We start from the raw sequence: 17623 nt of genomic DNA, 5'->3' as shown, positions 1-17623 counted from the left end.
ATGCCTCAAAAACCCATAGTTTCCAGCGCGGATCACTTGTTCCAATGCAAACGTCTTTTTTCAAGCTGAACGGCCATTCTTTCCACGTCAGGACATGGGGCGACAAAGCCGCGCCACCGTTAGTGATGCTGCATGGTTTCCCCGAATACAGCGGCGCCTGGGCCGATCTTGCGCCTCATCTGGCCGAACGCTTTTATTGTATTGCTCCGGACCAACGCGGTTATGGCCAAAGCTGGTGTCCCAAAGGGGTGCAGAACTATACCCTGTCGCAACTGGTCACGGACATAGCGGCGCTGATAGAATCCTGCGGTGCGCCTGTTGCGCTGCTGGGTCACGACTGGGGCGCATCGGTAGGTTACGGCGTCGCCATGTTCCGCCCGGAACTCGTAGATCGGCTAATCATTGCAAACGGCGTACATCCGGTGCCGTTTCAACGCGCCATGGCCTTGGGTGGCGCACAATCCACAGCCTCGCAATATATCAATCTGCTGCGGGCACCTGATGCCGCACAAAAACTGTCCGAAAACAACTTTGCGATGCTGGAACAGTTCTTTCGCCATGGTATGGGACTGGACTGGTTGACCGAAGCTCGCATGGCCGACTACCGCACTGAATGGGCTCGACTTGGTCGGCTGCAGGCGATGCTGAATTGGTACAGAGCTTCTCCGCTCGTTGTCGCCAAACCCGGTGTCCCCGCAACAGGTCTGCCTGACCTGCCGCTCGACCGGTTGCATGTCAGGTGTCCGCACCTGTTGCTTTGGGGGCCGGACGACAAAGCCCTTTTACCCGAATCCACTGAGGGGCTGGAGGCGTTTGCCACCTACCTCACCCGTGTCACGATCCCTGGGACCGATCATTGGTTGCATCATCAAAACCCGAGGTCCGTGGCGCAGGCCATTCTGGAATGGACTGGCCTGACGTAATCAGGCCCCGCCCGCGCGCAACGGCAAGCCAAGCAGCCTTTGTCGCAGCGCCAACGACATCTTTAGCACCTTACCGGTGCCCCCAGTCGTCAGGGTTGTCAGAGTTGTTCGGCGACAAGCCCAACTCATCACCATCGGTTGAGCACCCAAGCCCCAGAACCGTCCGGTTTGCATATGAAAAATAGGAGCAGACCTGATTGATCTCGAGGATTTCGCCATCATCCCACCCCGCGTCGCGCAGGGCAGCGACGTCCGCCTCGACCAGATCGCCCGGCGCTTCGGTCAGCTTGCGAGCATAATCCATCGCAGCCATTTGCGCCGCATCCAGCGGTGCAGCCGAGGGATCGCGCGCCTCAATCGCTGCCCTGATCGCGTTGCCACGCACCGTATCACCCAGCAAGCGCTGAAGACCTGCAAAGTGATGCTCGACGCAATACCCGCACCGGTTCAGTGAGCTGACCCAAACCCCCAGCACTTCCAGAAACCATTTCGGTATCTTGTTGCCCGAATGATGCAGCACTGCCTTGTACATGGCCATATGGCCTTCCATCGAATGCGGGCGAAGGCTGTGTGCCATCATGATGTTGTCTACGTTATTGTTCGGCCCGGTCACGCGTTCGTAGAGTTTCTTCAACTTTCCAGTCGCGTCTTCGAACGGAACGGTTCTGATCCAGCTCATTTATTCACCTCCGCTTTACCGGGATCAAAGGACTGGTTATCTGCACGGATTGCAAGCGGCTTGACAGAAAATCCACAACACCTCGCGTCCCCCTTCCCCCGGACCACATCACCTGCCATAATGGCGGAAACCCAAAAACAAGAGCAGCACCCATGCCCGAAGATCTGTTGACGCCCAGCGCCACTTCTACCTATGACGCCTCCTCGATCGAGGTGCTCGAAGGGCTGGAACCGGTTCGCAAACGCCCCGGCATGTATATTGGCGGCACGGATGAGCGTGCGCTGCACCATATGTTGGCCGAGATCCTCGACAACTCGATGGACGAGGCTGTGGCAGGCTTTGCCAACCGGATCGAGGTAGAGCTGCATTCCGACTACGCCCTGACCGTCCGTGACAACGGGCGCGGTATCCCGATCGACCCGCATCCGAAATTTCCGGGCAAGTCCGCGTTGGAGGTGATCCTGTGTACCTTGCACGCGGGTGGCAAGTTCTCGGGCAAGGCCTATCAGACCTCGGGCGGCTTGCACGGGGTCGGTGCGTCGGTGGTGAACGCGCTGTCTGATTCGATGGTCGTGCAGGTGGCGCGGGACAAAACTCTCTATGAACAACGTTTCTCGCGCGGTATCCCGCTTGGCCCGGTCGAAAAGGTTGGCGCGGCCCCGAACCGGCGCGGTACAACGGTGACCTTCCACGCCGACCCGGACATCTTTGGCCATCACAAGTTCAAGCCCGCGCGGCTGTTCAAATCCATCCGCTCCAAGGCCTATCTGTTCTCGGGCGTCGAAATCCGCTGGAAAACCGCCATCGATGACGGTGAAACCCCGCTTGAGGCCTCGTTCCACTTTCCCGGCGGCCTGTCTGATTACCTGAAAGAGACGATGAACGGCTCGTCCACCTATGCCGAGCAACCCTTTGCGGGCACCGTGGATTTCAACGAGAAATTCGGCACCCCCGGCAAGGTCGAATGGGCGATCAACTGGACACCGTCGCGTGATGGATTCATCCAATCCTATTGTAACACCGTTCCCACCCCCGAAGGCGGCACCCATGTGGCTGGATTCTGGGCTGCGATCCTCAAGGGGATCAAGGCATATGGCGAGTTGATCAACAATAAGAAAGCCGCGCAGATCACCCGCGACGACCTGCTGACCGGTGGCTGCGCGCTGGTGTCGTGCTTTATCCGCGAGCCGGAATTCGTAGGCCAGACCAAAGACCGTCTGGCCACGGTCGAGGCGCAGCGGCTGGTCGAAAACGCGGTCCGCGACCATTTCGACAACTGGCTGGCGGCTGATACGAAATCCGCCGGAGCGATCCTCGACTTCCTCATCCTGAGGTCTGAGGAACGCCTGCGCCGTCGGGCCGAGAAGGAAACACAACGCAAGTCCGCCACTAAGAAACTTCGTCTTCCCGGCAAGCTGGTGGACTGTTCCAGTTCAACACGCGACGGCACCGAATTATTCATCGTTGAAGGCGATTCTGCGGGCGGCTCGGCCAAAATGGGTCGTGACCGCAAAACGCAGGCCCTGCTGCCCCTGCGCGGCAAGATCCTGAACGTGCTGGGCGCGGCCAGTTCGAAACTGGGCACAAATGCCGAGATCAACGACCTGACCCAGGCGCTGGGTGTCGGGCTTGGCACCAAGTTCAACGTCGACGAACTGCGCTATGACAAGGTCATCATCATGACCGACGCGGATGTGGACGGGGCGCATATCGCGTCCTTGCTGATGACGTTCTTCTTTACCCAGATGCGCCCAATGATTGACGCGGGCCACCTTTACCTGGCCTGCCCGCCTTTGTACCGCCTGACCCAGGGCGCCAAACGCGTCTATTGTCTGGACGAGGCTGAGCGCGACGAATGGCTGAAAAAAGGTCTGGGCGGCAAGGGCAAGATCGACGTGTCCCGCTTTAAGGGTCTGGGCGAAATGGACGCCAAGGACCTGAAAGAAACCACGATGGACCCCAAATCCCGGAAATTGATCCGGGTCACCATTGACGAGGACGAACCCGGCGAGACCGGCGATCTGGTCGAGCGCCTGATGGGCAAAAAACCCGAACTGCGGTTCCAATACATTCAGGAGAACGCGCGGTTTGTGGAGGAGCTGGATGTTTGAATTGGAAGATTTCGATTGGAAAAGATCACAAGACAAATTCGAAATAATATCTTTGATGGTCTCAGATTAGAGCGGATATTTTACGCTGGCGAACTTGGCGACGTAGATTTTTTGGGCCGCCTTTACGACTTGCGTGAGCTCCCAAGTTACGATCAACGGTTCAAAACTGCTGACCAAGATATTTGGCAGCATTGTGAGAACAACAACGATTGGCCAATAGACTGGGTGTTTGCGGACGCTAGGTTTAATCTACTTGGCTGTTCTGATGACGCCTTCTTACGCTTTCTGTGCGAGACAGTTCACCCTGTCGTTCGACCTGACGCCTTCGAGGCGGCAAAGATCGTCGGCCACTATAATGATCAATTGGGCCGAGCAAGCTGGAAGCTAGTAGAATCTCAAAAGATTGCGGGAAGAGCCGTCTTCATCGCCCAGCGAACCAACGAGTTTCACAGCCAGATTCAGCGAGCAAGCACCGTGGCAGAAAAATTGTCTTCCAATTGGATGCAAGCCGAAATCAGACGGATTCAAGACTCTATCGAAACTGACCCAGCCTTGGCAATCGGAACTGCGAAGGACTTAGTCGAATCTTGCTGTAAGACAATCCTTGCACAACTGCCAAATGCAGATGCTCCGCAAAAATCTGATGATTTACCGACACTCTCAAAAAAACTCTGCAAAGCCTTGGCGCTAGTTCCTGAGGGTGTCCCAAAAGAAGCAAAGGGAGCGGGCAGTATCAAAAGGACGCTAAGCAATCTAGCATCTATTACAAAAGGAATATCAGAATTGCGCGGTTTATACGGCTCAGGGCATGGGCGCGACGGAAAGCACATTGGCCTCGAACCAAGGCACGCGAGGCTTGCAGCTTCCTGTGCAATAGCATTTGTGGATTTCGCTACAGAAACCTATTTGCAACGCCATAAGGATAGCTGAGGATAAGCCTTCTTGTGACCTTGGGAAAGCAAGCGTTTGATGGGGGCTCGCACCCATCCATTTCCCCGCGTCAAGATGGGAACAAACACCCATCCTACTTGATCACAACCATCGCGCCTGCCCATGCGAGCGAATAGGGTGCGTGTATGATGCTTTGCATCATGCATCGGGTGGATTGGACAACACCCCAACACCACACGCGCCCTGAAAAAACCAAAATCTGCTGCAATTCAAATCCCTTCAGTTTACTAATCAGATCAAGACCCGGCTTCCCCGTGACAAGCTGGCTTGGATTTAACGATTAAGGATTTGCAATGGCCCGCCTTTATGACAGTCGAAAACGTGTTCTCGTAACCGGTGGGGCCGGATTTCTGGGCTCGCACCTGTGCGACCGGCTTCTGGATCAGGGGCATGAGGTTCTGTGCGTCGACAACCTGTTCACCGGCACCAAGCGCAATATCGACCATCTGCACAGCAACCCGCGGTTCGAGTTTATGCGCCACGACGTGACGTTCCCTCTGTTCGTGGAAGTGGACGAGATCTATAACCTCGCCTGCCCCGCCTCGCCCGTGCATTATCAGCACGATCCGGTGCAGACGACCAAGACCAGCGTGCATGGCGCGATCAACATGCTGGGTCTGGCGAAACGTCTGAAATGCAAGATCTTTCAAGCCTCAACGTCTGAGGTTTACGGCGACCCGACGATCCATCCGCAGACCGAAGACTATTGGGGCAACGTCAACCCGGTTGGTCCGCGCTCCTGTTACGACGAGGGCAAGCGGTGTGCCGAGACGTTGTTCTTCGACTATCACCGTCAGATGGGGCTCGAGATCAAGGTCGCCCGCATCTTCAACACTTACGGGCCCCGAATGCACCCCGCCGACGGGCGCGTCGTGTCGAATTTCATCATGCAGGCCCTGACCGGCGAGGCGATCACGATCTTTGGCGACGGCACGCAGACCCGGTCATTCTGCTACGTGGATGATCTGATCGAAGGCTTCATCCGCCTGATGGATACCGGCAAGGAGGTCACCGGCCCGGTCAATCTGGGCAATCCCAACGAATTCTCGATGAACGAGCTGGCCAGCGAAGTGCAGGCGCTTGTTGGCGCGGAAACCCCTATCAGTTTCAAAGAGTTGCCCGAGGATGACCCGAAACAACGTCAGCCCGATATCACGCTGGCGCGGACCCTGCTGAACTGGGAGCCTACGGTGCAGCTGAAGGAAGGGTTGGACGCAACGATCCGGTATTTCCGGGCGCTTCAGTCAGAAGGCGCAGCCGGATAACGCGTCTCACCGTGGCTCGGGGACCGGGTCAGACCGCCGTGCCGATCAGCGCGACGCCAATGGCCATAAGGACAGCGGCACCCAGGCGTCGCATCCAATTGCCTTCCTTCAGGAAAATGAACCCGATAAGCGCCGCAAAGATAACCGAGGTTTCCCGCAGGGCCGAAACCGCCCCCAGCGGCGCAAAGTTCTTGGCGTAAAGCACCAGACCATACGCCGTCATCGAAACCAGCCCGCCCAAAAGGCCCGTCATCCATATTCTGACGGGCAGGTCTTTCAGGGTGGCGCGTTTCCTGACCCCGATAAACCCTGCTATGAACAGGTGCAGAAAGGCCCCCCACGCCCAATAGCTGAGCGTATTGCCGGACAGCCGCACCCCGACCCCGTCAACCACCGAATAGATCGAAATGCAGAACCCGGTGCCTAGCGCAAATCCCAGCGCGCTGCGCCCGACGCCCGAACGCAGCGCGGCCCAGCTGCTCAGCTGAATGCCAACCGCGATCAGGGCGATCCCGCCCCAGGCCTGCCAGGGCAGAACTTCGCCCACCAGCACCATCGCCCAAAGCGAGACCAGTGCCGGAACAATCCCGCGTGCAATCGGGTAAACCACACTCAGGTCGCCATGCTGGTAGGCCTTGCTCAGCATGAAGTAATAACCGAAATGCACGACGGTCGAGAGCAGGATATAGACAAAGCTCTGCGTGTTCGGCAGGGGCAGGACCATCACCATTACCGCCGCTGGCAAGACCTGACCCAACGCGACCAGACCCAGCATCGTGGTGCGGTCCGCCGCCGTTTTCACGATGGCGTTCCATACGGCATGCAGCAACGCCGCCGACAGAATAATCAGAGTGACGAACAGGGTCATGCCCGACCTTTCCCGCAGAATACGCGCAACAAGGGTCTTGGGCCCTATTCACTTGGGGGTGGTGTCTGCCAAAACCGGGATTTTTGTCAAGCAGGATTCCAGTGGTCAAAATACCGCCACCGTTGGGAATGTGTCCGCAAGCCGTTTCCGGTCTCGTCCTGCGCCTTTGTGCCCGGTAAGAAGTTACAACTGCACGTGATCCCGGTTGCAGGACGTGCATCAGGTTCTAAGATCGGGCACATGAGTTTTGTGACAGACAACCAATTGCCCCTGCTTATCCTGTTTTTTCTGTCAGGATCGATCGGCACCGCCTTTTTGTTCCGCAAACCAGCGGGGCACCGGGCGTGGAAACTGGCCGATCTGGTCTGGGTCGTGCTGGGTGGTATCGGCGCATTGGTGGCTGTTCTGGCAGGGCTTTATACGTCGGACAGTTCGCGACTGGATCGTCAGATTGATGTGGCCTACGCGGCAACATTGGCATTCGACAGGGATGCCGCACGGTTTCGTCTGCGTTTCTGCGACCCTGCTTACGATCCTGACACGGCAGTGCTGTGCGACAAGGTTGAATTTCTGTCGGCTTCAACTGCCAGCAACTCGGAATTGCCCCTGTTCATCGCCGTTACCAACGAAGTAGCCCCCCTGCAGGGCCTGCACTTCCTGTTCGGAAGTCAGGCCAAGGATGAAATGGACGAGCTACGGGATATGACGGCCAAAGCCGATGCTTTCGATATCGACCAGTTTCTCGTATTCACGTCCCTGGACGACAAAACTCAGGTAGCCATCGACAACATGCGCCGTAAGGTGCCCGCGATTGCCGGAGATTATCAGATCCTAGCACAAAGCTATGACGACCTGATCGAGCAAGTCGGCAAGTTGAAGAACGAATGGGAATACCTGCAGGCCAACGCCCATATTCTGGTGCTGCAAATCGTGGCGCTTTGTCTTGTTAGCTTTGCGGCCCCCTTTCGATTGGGAAAATCTTTGGTCGAATTGCGCACGAAGCTTAACGCCGATAGCCCCGCGCCAACACCTGAGGATCAACCCCCAGAAAATAGCGCAGAAGTGTCCACAAGTTCCGCGTGCCCCGCCGAAACCAACCTGCCTGTTCATAGCGCTCCGCGCTCGTAAAGGCATGCGACCCGAGTATCTTGATCCGTGGCAATGCGCGCACCAGCGCCACATCTTCCATCAAGGGTTGGTCCGGATACCCGCCAGCCGCCAGATAGGCCTCATGCGGAACCAGCAACCCCTGATCTCCGTACGGTAAACCGAACAGCCTGCTGCGCAAATTGGCCCATCCGGCCACCCAGGCTGGCGCAAGCCCACGCGCGCGAAAAGCCAACCGAAACGCCGCTGGTGCGTTGGATGGCAGATGGGCGCTTACGCTCTTGGCCCATCCCTCTTGCAACACGGTGTCTGCATGAAGGATCAGAAGCCAGTCTCCATCAGCATGCGCGCACCCCCGGCGCAATTGACCGCCGCGCGATGGCTCACCTCTAATGACATGCGCGCCAACATCTTCTGCTATTCTCAACGTCTGGTCAGTTGAGCCTGCATCGCTGACGATCAGGTCCCGGATCAGCCCGGAATGCACCCCTTCCATCAGGGCCTCAAGGCACGCAGGCAAGGAACCGGCGGCATTCAAGGTTGGAATCACTACAGTGAGGGGTGCGGGCACGTCCGATAACCTCTGGTCTTGGCTGCGAGACTTCCTATATCACGAGGCCAAAGGCAATGACGAGGACCAAGCCATGCCCACCCGCCGCATCCTGCGCCTGACCGGCTCGGACACCGAAAACTTTTTGCAGGACCTTGTAACCAATGACGTTCAGGGATTGGGCAATGGGCTGGTCTATGCCGCACTGCTTACACCACAGGGCAAGTATCTGGCAGATTTCTTTCTGAAACGCGATGACGGTGGCGTGCTGCTGGACGTGGCCGAGCCACTTGCAGATGACCTGATCAAGCGCCTGAACATGTACAAACTCCGTGCGGATGTGGTGATCGAAGGCACGGATCTACATCTGCAACGCGGCACTGGGCCAGCACCGGACACTGCCCTGCCCGACCCCCGTCATCCGGATATGGGTTGGCGCGATTACTCGACAGCCCCAGAAGGCGATGACGGAACCGACTGGGACGCGCTGCGTGTTCGACACTGCATCCCCGAGGCGGGCGCTGAACTGACGCCAGACAGCTATATCCTCGAATCCGGGTTCGAGACGCTGAATGGTGTGGATTTCAAAAAAGGTTGCTATGTCGGTCAGGAAGTGACTGCGCGCATGAAGCACAAGACCGAGTTGCGCAAAGGCTTGCGGCGGGTCTTTGTCGAAGGATCGGTTCCGGCGGGGACTGAGATTACCGCAAACGGCAAACCCGTCGGCACCCTGTTCACGCAATCAGGCGGCCAAGGAATCGCGTATCTGCGCTTTGACCGTGCGAGTGCTGACATGCTGGCCGAAGACGTCGTGGTTCGCCTGACGGACCAAGCGTAACTTGTTGCCAAATCGGCACGGCCTTATCCGCCGTATGTTTCATAAAGTTTGAACCCGTTACCCAGCCCTGCCAATGTGTCGGCACAGGGGCAACACGGATACCCGCATGTTTCAGCTTTATTCCGCGATTTGGCGCGCCAGCGCCGGGCGGCAGATTATCCTCATCCTGTTATCCATTGCCATTGCGGCGCTTGCCGCTGTTCCGCTTGAATTTCAGCGCGATATCGTCAACCACCTTACGTCCAATGATCTTCACGTCGAAAAGCTGGTTCTGCTGGGCATCGGCATGATGATTGTCATCCTGCTGAGCCTCGCCCTGAAATGGGTTCTGGGTTTTCGCGCAGGGATATTGGGCGAAGACATGATCCGGCTGATCCGGCAACGCTTGCTCTGGCGCGCGACCGACCTTAAGGAAACGGGTGAAAACCTGCGCAAGGGCACCATGACGACCGCCATCTCGGCCGAAGCCGAGGAACTGGGCAAGTTTGCAGGGGGCGCATTTTCGGACCCGGTGGTTCAGGTTGGAACGCTGATCAGCGTGATCGGGTATATATCCTCAACGCAGCCTGGCCTTGGCCTTATCGCGTTTTCCATGATTGTGCCCCAGATCATTATCGTTCTGGTGTCGCAACGCAAAGTGAACACGTTCGTCGCCGAACGCGTCCGCCTTTTGCGCAGCGCCACTGATAGGCTGACCACCGAGGATATCGATGCCGTCGAGCGGGATATCAATGCCCTGTTCGACGACATCTATGACACAAGGCGGCGCATGTTTCTTTGGAAACTTTCGGCCAAGTTCCTGCTGAGCGTAATCAACGGCGCCGGAACCGTAGGTATTCTGATGTTGGGCGGTTATCTGGTGCTGCAAGGAAAGACCGATGTCGGCACGGTGGTGGCCGCGACCAGCGGGCTTGGCCGGATACAGGGCCCGACCGCGTTCCTGATCGCCTTTTACAGACAAGTCAGTGCCAACCGCATCAAATACGAGCTGATGCTAGAACTATTCGGCCCGGACCCCGCGCATTACCGGTACCGCAACAGTGCATAAAAAAGACCGCGCAGCGGCTGTCTGCGCGGTCTGATATTAAAAGCGACGAAACGTCACGCGCGTTCGGAATATTCCATGGTTTCGGTGTTCACGATGATCATTTCATCCTGACCGATGAACGGCGGCACCATGACTTTCACGCCATTGTCCAGAATTGCAGGCTTGAACGAGTTCGCGGCGGTCTGACCTTTTACGACCGGCTCAGTTTCGACGATCTTGCAGGTCACTTTCTGCGGCAGCGTCGCGTTCAGCGCTTCACTTTCGTAGAATTCGACAACAATCGTCATGCCATCTTGAAGGAACGGACGACGCTCGCCCAGCAAATCCGCTGGCAATTCAATCTGTTCGTATGTTTCGGCATCCATGAAGACCAGCATGCCATCGGTTTCATACAGGAACTGCTGATCCTTCTGCTCAAGGCGCACACGCTCAACCTTGTCAGCTGAGCGGAACCGTTCGTTCAGTTTTGAACCATTGCGCAGGTTGCGCAGTTCGACCTGCGCGAAAGCGCCGCCCTTGCCGGGCTTCACATGGTCAACCTTGACCGCGGCCCAAAGGCCTTCGTTATGCTCAAGCACATTGCCGGGGCGAATTTCGTTCCCATTTATCTTGGGCATTACATAAATCCTTCACAAACGGTTGATGCGTCAGTTGCGCCTCCTATATCTGGCGGGAACATACCTGACAAGACAACCAAACCTAGTGCTGCAGGTGCAGCGAGATATGCAAGTGACGCAACGCAACTATGCATATTAGCTGTATCCGAATCGCACTTTATCGGTCATAAGGACCGTCACGCCGAAAATTGCAAGAGCAAGAAAAACAAGGAAGACGAGATGAGAGATTTCGTTGACGGCACTGCCTTTAACAACGAACAAGGCAATCGTGCTCGCAAACTTTTCGCGGCCGTTGTGTTGGCCGCACTCGATGACGCCATTGCCGATGACAAGAAATATGGCAATGGTCCGGAACAAATCGCCCGTTGGGCGCGCTCGCGCGATGGACGCGAAGTGCTGTCTTGCGCGGGAATCGACCCGAACGAACGGGTTGTCAGCGGACTGATGGAGTTCGTTGGCCGTGGCGTGCGGACCTCGGTCGCGCTGTCGCGTGAAGAAAGCGAGCGTCGCAACGCCGCTCAGCAGGCTGAAGCTGCCTGATCGAAGGCTGTTTCAACTCAGAAAAAACGCGCTCTGCCATCAGAGCGCGTTTTTCTATGCGTATACCGCCACAATCCCGATCCCGGGCGTCAAGGTGAGTTCGGGGCTTCCCCTGCCCGCCCAAATCAGGTCATCTGCGCTTTGACAGGTAGGAGACAATCCATGGTTCGCGCCATCATGATTCAAGGCACCGGCAGCAATGTCGGAAAATCCGTTCTGGTGGCGGGGCTTGCGCGAGCTTTTACACGGAGAGGTCTTCGGGTTGCGCCCTTCAAGCCGCAGAACATGTCGAACAATGCTGCTGTTACGGAAAACGGTGGGGAAATCGGTCGCGCACAGGCCCTTCAGGCACGGGCGGCAAGGCGGGCGACGCATACGGATATGAACCCTGTATTGCTGAAACCTGAAACAGATACCGGCGCGCAGATCATCGTTCAGGGGCAGCGCGCGGGCACCATGAAGGCCGGTGATTATCGCAAGGATAAATCCAGGCTGTTAAGCGCCGCACTGGAAAGCTTTGACCGACTGTGCAGCGATGCGGATCTGGTTCTGATCGAAGGTGCGGGCAGCCCGGCCGAAACCAACCTGCGCAAGGGTGACATCGCCAATATGGGCTTTGCCTGCGCTGCGAATATACCTGTTATACTTGTCGGCGACATTCACCGCGGCGGTGTGATCGCACAGATCGTTGGCACTCAGGCGGTTCTGGATGAGGGTGATCTTGCGCGAATTCGGGGCTTCGCCGTCAATCGGTTCAAGGGTGATGTGTCCCTTTTTGACGAAGGGCGCGATGACATCGCCTCTCTTACCGGGTGGCCCTGTTTGGGGGTTGTGCCATGGTTTCACGACGCCTGGAAGCTTCCGGCCGAAGATATGATGGACATCCGCTCTCACACAGGCGGCACATGCAAGGTTGTTGTGCCACAGCTTGAACGGATGGCGAATTTCGACGACCTTGATCCATTGTCGGCCGAACCCGGTGTGAGTGTCGAGATCATACCGGCCGGACGCGCATTGCCGGGCGATGCCGATCTGGTTTTGCTACCGGGCAGCAAATCCACCATCGGAGATCTGGCCTATTTCCGTGCACAAGGCTGGGACATCGACCTGTACGGTCATGTTCGGCGCGGCGGGCATGTTCTGGGTCTCTGTGGTGGCTTTCAAATGCTGGGCAAGACCATTTCCGACCCCGATGGCGTAGACGGTCGACCGGGTAAGGTCGAAGGGTTGGGGTTGCTGGATGTAGACACGGTCATGGGAGGACAAAAGCAAGTTGTCCTGCGTAAGGCCCATGCCTTGCCGGACCGCGAGCCAGTCACCGGATACGAAATCCACATGGGTCATACAGACGGGCCGGATTGCGCCAATGCATGGCTTGAGGTCGAAGGCCGCCCCGAGGGCGCGGCCAGCGCAAACGGGCGGATCAAGGGAAGCTATCTGCACGGTATCTTTTCGTCCGACGCATTCCGGGCGCGGTATCTGTCAGCGTTAGGCGTGACCTCGGACCTGTCCTATGAAGATGGCGTCGAGCAGGCGCTGGACGATCTGGCCGATCATCTGGAGCACCACATGGACCTTGACCTGCTGCTCAGCCTCGCGCAGCCCCCGCACCGCAGCTGATCGTTACTCCAGATCCTGAGCCGCAAGAGCGCGGGCGATCTCTCGTCTGACCATCTTGCGCACATTTCTTGTAATTCGCTCGCCCATCGTTCCTTGCAGTTCGGTGCGGACAACCTCTGCGATCAGGGCGCGCAGAGCGTCCTCGTCCATGTCGATCGTCCTGACGTTTTCGTCGGAATCAGCATCAGACACAACAGCCTGAGACGACCGGATGAATTTCGCCTGATAAGGTGCACCTTCGTCCTGCTGAGCCGCCTCTGGTTCGTCGCCTCCAGCAGCATCAATCGACATCGCAGCGGCAAATTCTTCTTCGACATCCCATGGCAGCGCATGAGACGGTGTGCCCGAATATGCATCCTGGCTGTCACCGTCCGGTTCCCACTGGTCTTCTGTTTGTGCAATGGCCGCTTCCAACGCTTCGATCTTTGCACTCAGGCTGATTGCAGCATCATCCGACGGGGCGTGTTTCGTCTCGGCTGCTTCTGGCTTGTCCTCGTCGGCGTTCGCGGGTTGACCCGTCTGAACGATGTCACAGGTTCGCAGCAACATCGGCTTGGCGGCATCTGTAACTTCGGCTTTGGATACAGCTTTAGCGGGAATCACTCCTAACTGATCTGGTGTGCTGATCCGCAAAGCATCGGTAAGCACCAGCCGCCCCGGCTTGCGTGCCTTAGTCGTTTGATCCGAGACGGATTTATCACGACTGTCTTCACTGACCAGACGTTTGACCGATGACAGAACGTCTTCGATCCCTGCTTTCACGACATTATCAGACATTGTTCTCTACCGCTCTATCCTTGGATCAAGTGTAGCCAAACAATCCGTGCCTCACAACAAATAGTATTGGCGATCAGTCCCGGCGCAACGCTTTGAGAACACGATCCAGATCCTTGCTTTGCTTGCTGACCTGTGCAGGTGCATTCTTGACCAGGTTGTAATACAAAGTCGGATCATAGATTTGCACCGCCAGCCCAAGACGCTCGGCTGTCAGAAGGCCCTGCGCCTGCAACAACTGATAGGCAGCCCGCGACCGTTCGGTGCGCGAAGCAACTTCCGCCAGCTGTGCATCCAGCAAATCCTGCTGTGCATTCAATACATCCAGAGTTGTTCGCGCGCCCAGAGTCGCCTCTTCCCGGATGCCATCAAATGCCACCTGCGAGGCGTTAACGCGCTCGGTTGACGCCCTCAAACTGGCGCTGGCCGCCTGAAACGCCGCATACCGGTCGGTCACACCCTGCGTGATGTTCTTTTGAACGTTCAGAAGATTCGCACGCGAGGCATCGCGGCTGGCCATCGCGCGGCGCACATTTGCCGCCAACCGGCCACCTGCGTAGATGGGTTGATTGAAGTTCAGCGACACGGTCGCGTCGTTCACATAGTCATTATTGTCATAGCGCTCGGACACGCCTGCATCGGCATTCAGGCTGACATTCGGCCCAAGGTTGGCCCGCTGTTGCTGCACGACCAGATCGAACGCCCTGACCTGATGCTGTGCCGACAGAATGGCCGGGTGGTTGCGTTGCGCCAGGTTCACAGCTTCAGCTTCGGAACGCGGCAGATTGGGCAGGCTCGGCTGGCCAGCCGTTCGCCCCGGTGCCTTTCCGACCGCGTTCACGTATTCGGCCTGGGCAATGCTCAATTCACCGCGTGCCACAGCCAGATCCGCCTGAGAGCTTGCCAGCTGCGCTTCGGACAATGCGACGTCCGTCCGGGTTACTTCGCCCACTTCGAAGCGGTCATTCGACGCCCTAAGTTCCTCTGCCGACACATCCACGTTGTTCTGGCGGATCGCCACGGTCTCTTCCTGCAACAGGACGCCCAGATAGGCATTTGCTGCGCGGATAAGAACCTGTTGTTCGATATCGATCAGGGTTTGCCGGGTCGATAGCACCGTTTCCTGCGCCGACTGCTTGCCCAGCACCGACGCGCCGCCATCATACAAAAGCTGGCTCAGCGTCAGGCCCGAAAAGAACCGCGACGGCTCGTTTGTCGTCACGACGTTATTGACCCGCGAACGGGTGTAATCCTGGCTGACCTGCACGGTCCAGTTGATGATTGGCCGCAACGCAGAAAGCGCAATGGCCACATCTTCATCCGCCGCGCGCAGCAACGCCCGGTTCTGCTCAAGCAAACCACTGGTGTTATACGCGCCGATGAACGCATCCGTTATGTTGTCTGCCCACGCTGCACGCCCTGGCATCACGCTCATGGCAAGTCCTGCGGTCACAGCAAACGCCCTGACCAGCTTACCTGTCGCCGAACCACGCATACCAAAATCCTCTCAAACGAAATTACACTGCCCTACAGGCAGTTTGCGGCCTTCTTTTCAACTAATCAAGGCGATAGAAAAATCTATCGGCGGACTATAGCGAAAATGCACACTCTGCCGAAAAACCTTCCAGAACCGGCGCATGGGCATTGAACACATCACGCCAACTGACGCGACCACCGGTTTTTCGACCGATCCGCACGGTACCCAGGTTGCTGTTGACAAACAGACACACAATCCGACCGTGGTCCTTGAGCTGATCCAACAGGGCATCGGGCACCTGCTCGACACCGCCCTGCACCATGATCGCATCATAGGGGCCGTGTTCCGCCACACCCTGTTCCAACGCGCCGACGTGGATGATGGCGTTGTGCACGTCAGCCTCGGCCAAGAGGTTTTGCGCCTCGGCTGCAAGGGTTTCGTCGCATTCAACACCCACAACCAACTCAGCCATCCGTGCGGTGACAGCCGTGGAATATCCCATTGCCGGAGCGATATCGAGGACCATCTCATCCTTGGATATGTTCAGCACGTCCAGCATTTTAGCCAGGGTCCGCGGCTCCAGCATGCTGCGCCCTCCACCCAGATCAATCAGGCCGTCCACATAGGCCGCCTCGCGTTGAGAATCGGGTACGAAGCTTTCCCGCGGAACACTCAGCATAGCCTCAATGATCGGGAACTTGGTGACGTCAGAGGGGCGGATCTGTGTATCAACCATTGTGCGGCGCCGGGCTGCGAAGTCAGTCATTGGATATCTCGTCTCATTCCCAAAGATGTCGGGCTTGTGCCATATCCTGAACCTTCCAGCAACGCCCCTGTTGCCGCAACCTGAATCGTGATCACCTTCTTGGGCATGGACTTCGGCAAATTTCAGTCTTGCCGGCAAATTCGCACGCAATCCACTGGACGCCCCAGAGGAAAGCTGTTAAAAACCCAATCACACCACGGCAAGTATTTGATTTTACTTGAAAAGGCGAGTTGGCGGAGTGGTGACGCAGCGGATTGCAAATCCGTGTACACCGGTTCGATTCCGGTACTCGCCTCCAATCACATCAAAATCGCTGACTTAACCCCGCAGTACACGCGTGCGACGCTCGGTATTTCAAGACGTTCAAGGCCCGCGATTCTGTCGAATTGCGGGCCAGATATGGCGTGTTTTTCGGAACTCCTGCCTACCCCTGCTCGTTCAAGGGGCCCGATTTTGTCTGGTATGTGCTTTACGTTCAGGCGCGCCCTTGTGGCACAACCTCGTATCCCGGCTCCTCCGGCTCATCATCCGTCATTTCGGCAGGGAAGCCCGGGGCGGTGATATCCAGGCCAGTTGCCTCTTCCAGCCGCTTGATAATATTTGGTGAAAGCTCGCGTTCGCCATAGCGTGCGATACCATCGTTAAAGATATTGATCATCACCGGGTTTATTTCCAGCGGCACCCCGGCGCGGTCGGCGACCTCCTGAAACAGACCGATATCCTTCTTCACCAGATCCATGGTGAAGGAAATATCGCGCGACCCGTTCAAGATGACCTGACTTTCGGTTTCGTGCACGAAGGACGTGCCGGACGAGATTTTGATCGCCTCATAGGTCGTGTTCAGATCCATCCCCGCAGCCTTTGCCGTAACCAGTGCTTCGGCGCAGGTGATCAGGTTGGCGGTGGCAAGATAATTGGTCATCACTTTCAGCACCGAGGCCGAGCCCAGTTCGCCGGTGTGCAAAACCCGACGACCCATTGTCGTCAGGAACGGCAGAATTCGTTCAAACGTTTCCCGGTTACAGCCCGCAAAGATCGAGATATTGCCCGTCGCGGCACGGTGGCACCCGCCAGAAACCGGGCAATCGACGGCCGCACCGCCGCGCGATATGACTTCGGCACCTAGGCGTTTGACTTCGGCCTCGTCCGTGGTCGACATCTCCATCCAGATCTTGCCGGGGCCCACTTCGGGCAACATCTCCTGCATGACTGCGTCCGATGCTGCCGGAGACGGCAGACAGGTGATCACCGCATCGCAATCGCGCATCAACTGGGCGGGCCCCTCAGCCGCCTTTGCACCTTTGGCGACAAACTCGGCCACCAGATCCGCGTTCAGGTCATGCACAGTCAGATCAATGCCGTTGCGCAAAAGGGATCCCGAAAGCTTGCCGCCTACGTTACCCAGACCGATAAATCCCACTTTCATATGACGCATCTCCAAGTTCGTCGTTTTCCCGTCATGCGACCACATACCGAACACATTCTTCAT

16 protein-coding genes and 1 tRNA gene are annotated in these 17623 nt (G+C 57.2%); 9 read left to right on the top strand and 8 right to left on the bottom strand.

Annotated elements, in window-relative coordinates:
* Positions 1-44: 44 nt before the first annotated feature.
* Entirely contained in the window at positions 45-923 is an 879-nt protein-coding gene (locus ACR0JI_RS00405) for an alpha/beta fold hydrolase (protein ID WP_480492910.1), read from the top strand.
* Between the two features lie 70 nt (positions 924-993).
* On the opposite strand, the gene ACR0JI_RS00400 is transcribed toward ACR0JI_RS00405, so the two are convergent.
* Positions 994-1602, bottom strand: a complete 609-nt coding sequence (locus ACR0JI_RS00400) for a carboxymuconolactone decarboxylase family protein (RefSeq protein ID WP_480484211.1) — start codon at positions 1600-1602, stop codon at positions 994-996.
* A gap of 152 nt (positions 1603-1754) precedes the next feature.
* Between ACR0JI_RS00400 and parE the strand changes: the two genes are divergently transcribed.
* From parE to ACR0JI_RS00385, 3 genes are all read left to right on the top strand, one after another.
* Positions 1755-3713 (top strand): DNA topoisomerase IV subunit B, encoded by a 1959-nt coding sequence (parE, locus tag ACR0JI_RS00395; RefSeq protein ID WP_480492908.1) that lies wholly within the window; start codon positions 1755-1757, stop codon positions 3711-3713.
* Positions 3714-3728: 15 nt separating this feature from the next.
* Positions 3729-4643: an abortive infection family protein gene (locus tag ACR0JI_RS00390; protein ID WP_171228422.1), complete on the top strand. Its 915-nt coding sequence runs from the start codon at positions 3729-3731 to the stop codon at positions 4641-4643.
* A 314-nt stretch (positions 4644-4957) separates the two neighbouring features.
* Positions 4958-5929 carry a UDP-glucuronic acid decarboxylase family protein gene (locus ACR0JI_RS00385; RefSeq protein WP_480492906.1) on the top strand — a complete coding sequence of 324 codons (972 nt, stop codon included), beginning with the start codon at positions 4958-4960 and terminating at the stop codon, positions 5927-5929.
* A 28-nt stretch (positions 5930-5957) separates the two neighbouring features.
* On the opposite strand, the gene ACR0JI_RS00380 is transcribed toward ACR0JI_RS00385, so the two are convergent.
* Both ACR0JI_RS00380 and ACR0JI_RS00375 read right to left on the bottom strand, forming a co-directional pair.
* Positions 5958-6797: an EamA family transporter gene (locus ACR0JI_RS00380; protein WP_480492904.1), complete on the bottom strand. Its 840-nt coding sequence runs from the start codon at positions 6795-6797 to the stop codon at positions 5958-5960.
* A 1003-nt stretch (positions 6798-7800) separates the two neighbouring features.
* Positions 7801-8475, bottom strand: a complete 675-nt coding sequence (locus ACR0JI_RS00375) for a TIGR04283 family arsenosugar biosynthesis glycosyltransferase (protein ID WP_480473479.1) — start codon at positions 8473-8475, stop codon at positions 7801-7803.
* A 73-nt stretch (positions 8476-8548) separates the two neighbouring features.
* On the opposite strand from ACR0JI_RS00375, the gene ygfZ reads away from it, so the two are divergent.
* Together ygfZ and ACR0JI_RS00365 are read left to right on the top strand one after the other, a co-directional pair.
* Positions 8549-9292: a CAF17-like 4Fe-4S cluster assembly/insertion protein YgfZ gene (gene ygfZ / locus ACR0JI_RS00370; protein WP_480473480.1), complete on the top strand. Its 744-nt coding sequence runs from the start codon at positions 8549-8551 to the stop codon at positions 9290-9292.
* 106 nt (positions 9293-9398) lie between these two features.
* The gene (locus ACR0JI_RS00365) at positions 9399-10340 is read left to right on the top strand and encodes an ABC transporter transmembrane domain-containing protein (protein WP_480492902.1); all 942 of its coding nucleotides are present in this window, start codon (positions 9399-9401) and stop codon (positions 10338-10340) included.
* 53 nt (positions 10341-10393) lie between these two features.
* On the opposite strand, the gene efp is transcribed toward ACR0JI_RS00365, so the two are convergent.
* A complete protein-coding gene (efp, locus tag ACR0JI_RS00360) occupies positions 10394-10957 on the bottom strand; it encodes an elongation factor P (protein WP_480473482.1) in 564 nt (187 codons plus the stop codon).
* Between the two features lie 219 nt (positions 10958-11176).
* Here efp and ACR0JI_RS00355 point away from each other — a divergent pair, with 219 nt between their 5' ends.
* Positions 11177-11497: a DUF6280 family protein gene (locus tag ACR0JI_RS00355; RefSeq protein WP_037310273.1), complete on the top strand. Its 321-nt coding sequence runs from the start codon at positions 11177-11179 to the stop codon at positions 11495-11497.
* Positions 11498-11659: 162 nt separating this feature from the next.
* Positions 11660-13117, top strand: coding sequence for a cobyric acid synthase (locus ACR0JI_RS00350; protein WP_480492900.1), 1458 nt, complete (start codon positions 11660-11662; stop codon positions 13115-13117).
* Positions 13118-13120: 3 nt separating this feature from the next.
* On the opposite strand, the gene ACR0JI_RS00345 is transcribed toward ACR0JI_RS00350, so the two are convergent.
* From ACR0JI_RS00345 to ACR0JI_RS00335, 3 genes are all read right to left on the bottom strand, one after another.
* Entirely contained in the window at positions 13121-13894 is a 774-nt protein-coding gene (locus ACR0JI_RS00345) for a hypothetical protein (protein WP_480492899.1), read from the bottom strand.
* A gap of 73 nt (positions 13895-13967) precedes the next feature.
* On the bottom strand, positions 13968-15386 hold the full coding sequence (locus ACR0JI_RS00340) for a TolC family outer membrane protein (RefSeq protein ID WP_480473485.1): 1419 nt from the start codon (positions 15384-15386) through the stop codon (positions 13968-13970).
* 94 nt (positions 15387-15480) lie between these two features.
* Positions 15481-16134 carry a protein-L-isoaspartate O-methyltransferase family protein gene (locus ACR0JI_RS00335; protein ID WP_480473486.1) on the bottom strand — a complete coding sequence of 218 codons (654 nt, stop codon included), beginning with the start codon at positions 16132-16134 and terminating at the stop codon, positions 15481-15483.
* Positions 16135-16358: 224 nt separating this feature from the next.
* Here ACR0JI_RS00335 and ACR0JI_RS00330 point away from each other — a divergent pair.
* Positions 16359-16432, top strand: a tRNA-Cys gene (locus ACR0JI_RS00330).
* Between the two features lie 177 nt (positions 16433-16609).
* Here the strand turns inward: ACR0JI_RS00330 and ACR0JI_RS00325 are convergent.
* Complete coding sequence (locus tag ACR0JI_RS00325) at positions 16610-17605, bottom strand: NAD(P)-dependent oxidoreductase (RefSeq protein ID WP_480476791.1); 996 nt, start codon at positions 17603-17605, stop codon at positions 16610-16612.
* Positions 17606-17623: the final 18 nt, after the last annotated feature.

Source organism: Ruegeria sp. N10 (assembly GCF_056531545.1).
The sequence above is the reverse complement of the archived record's forward strand: the minus strand, read 5'-3'. Positions and strand labels throughout refer to the sequence as shown.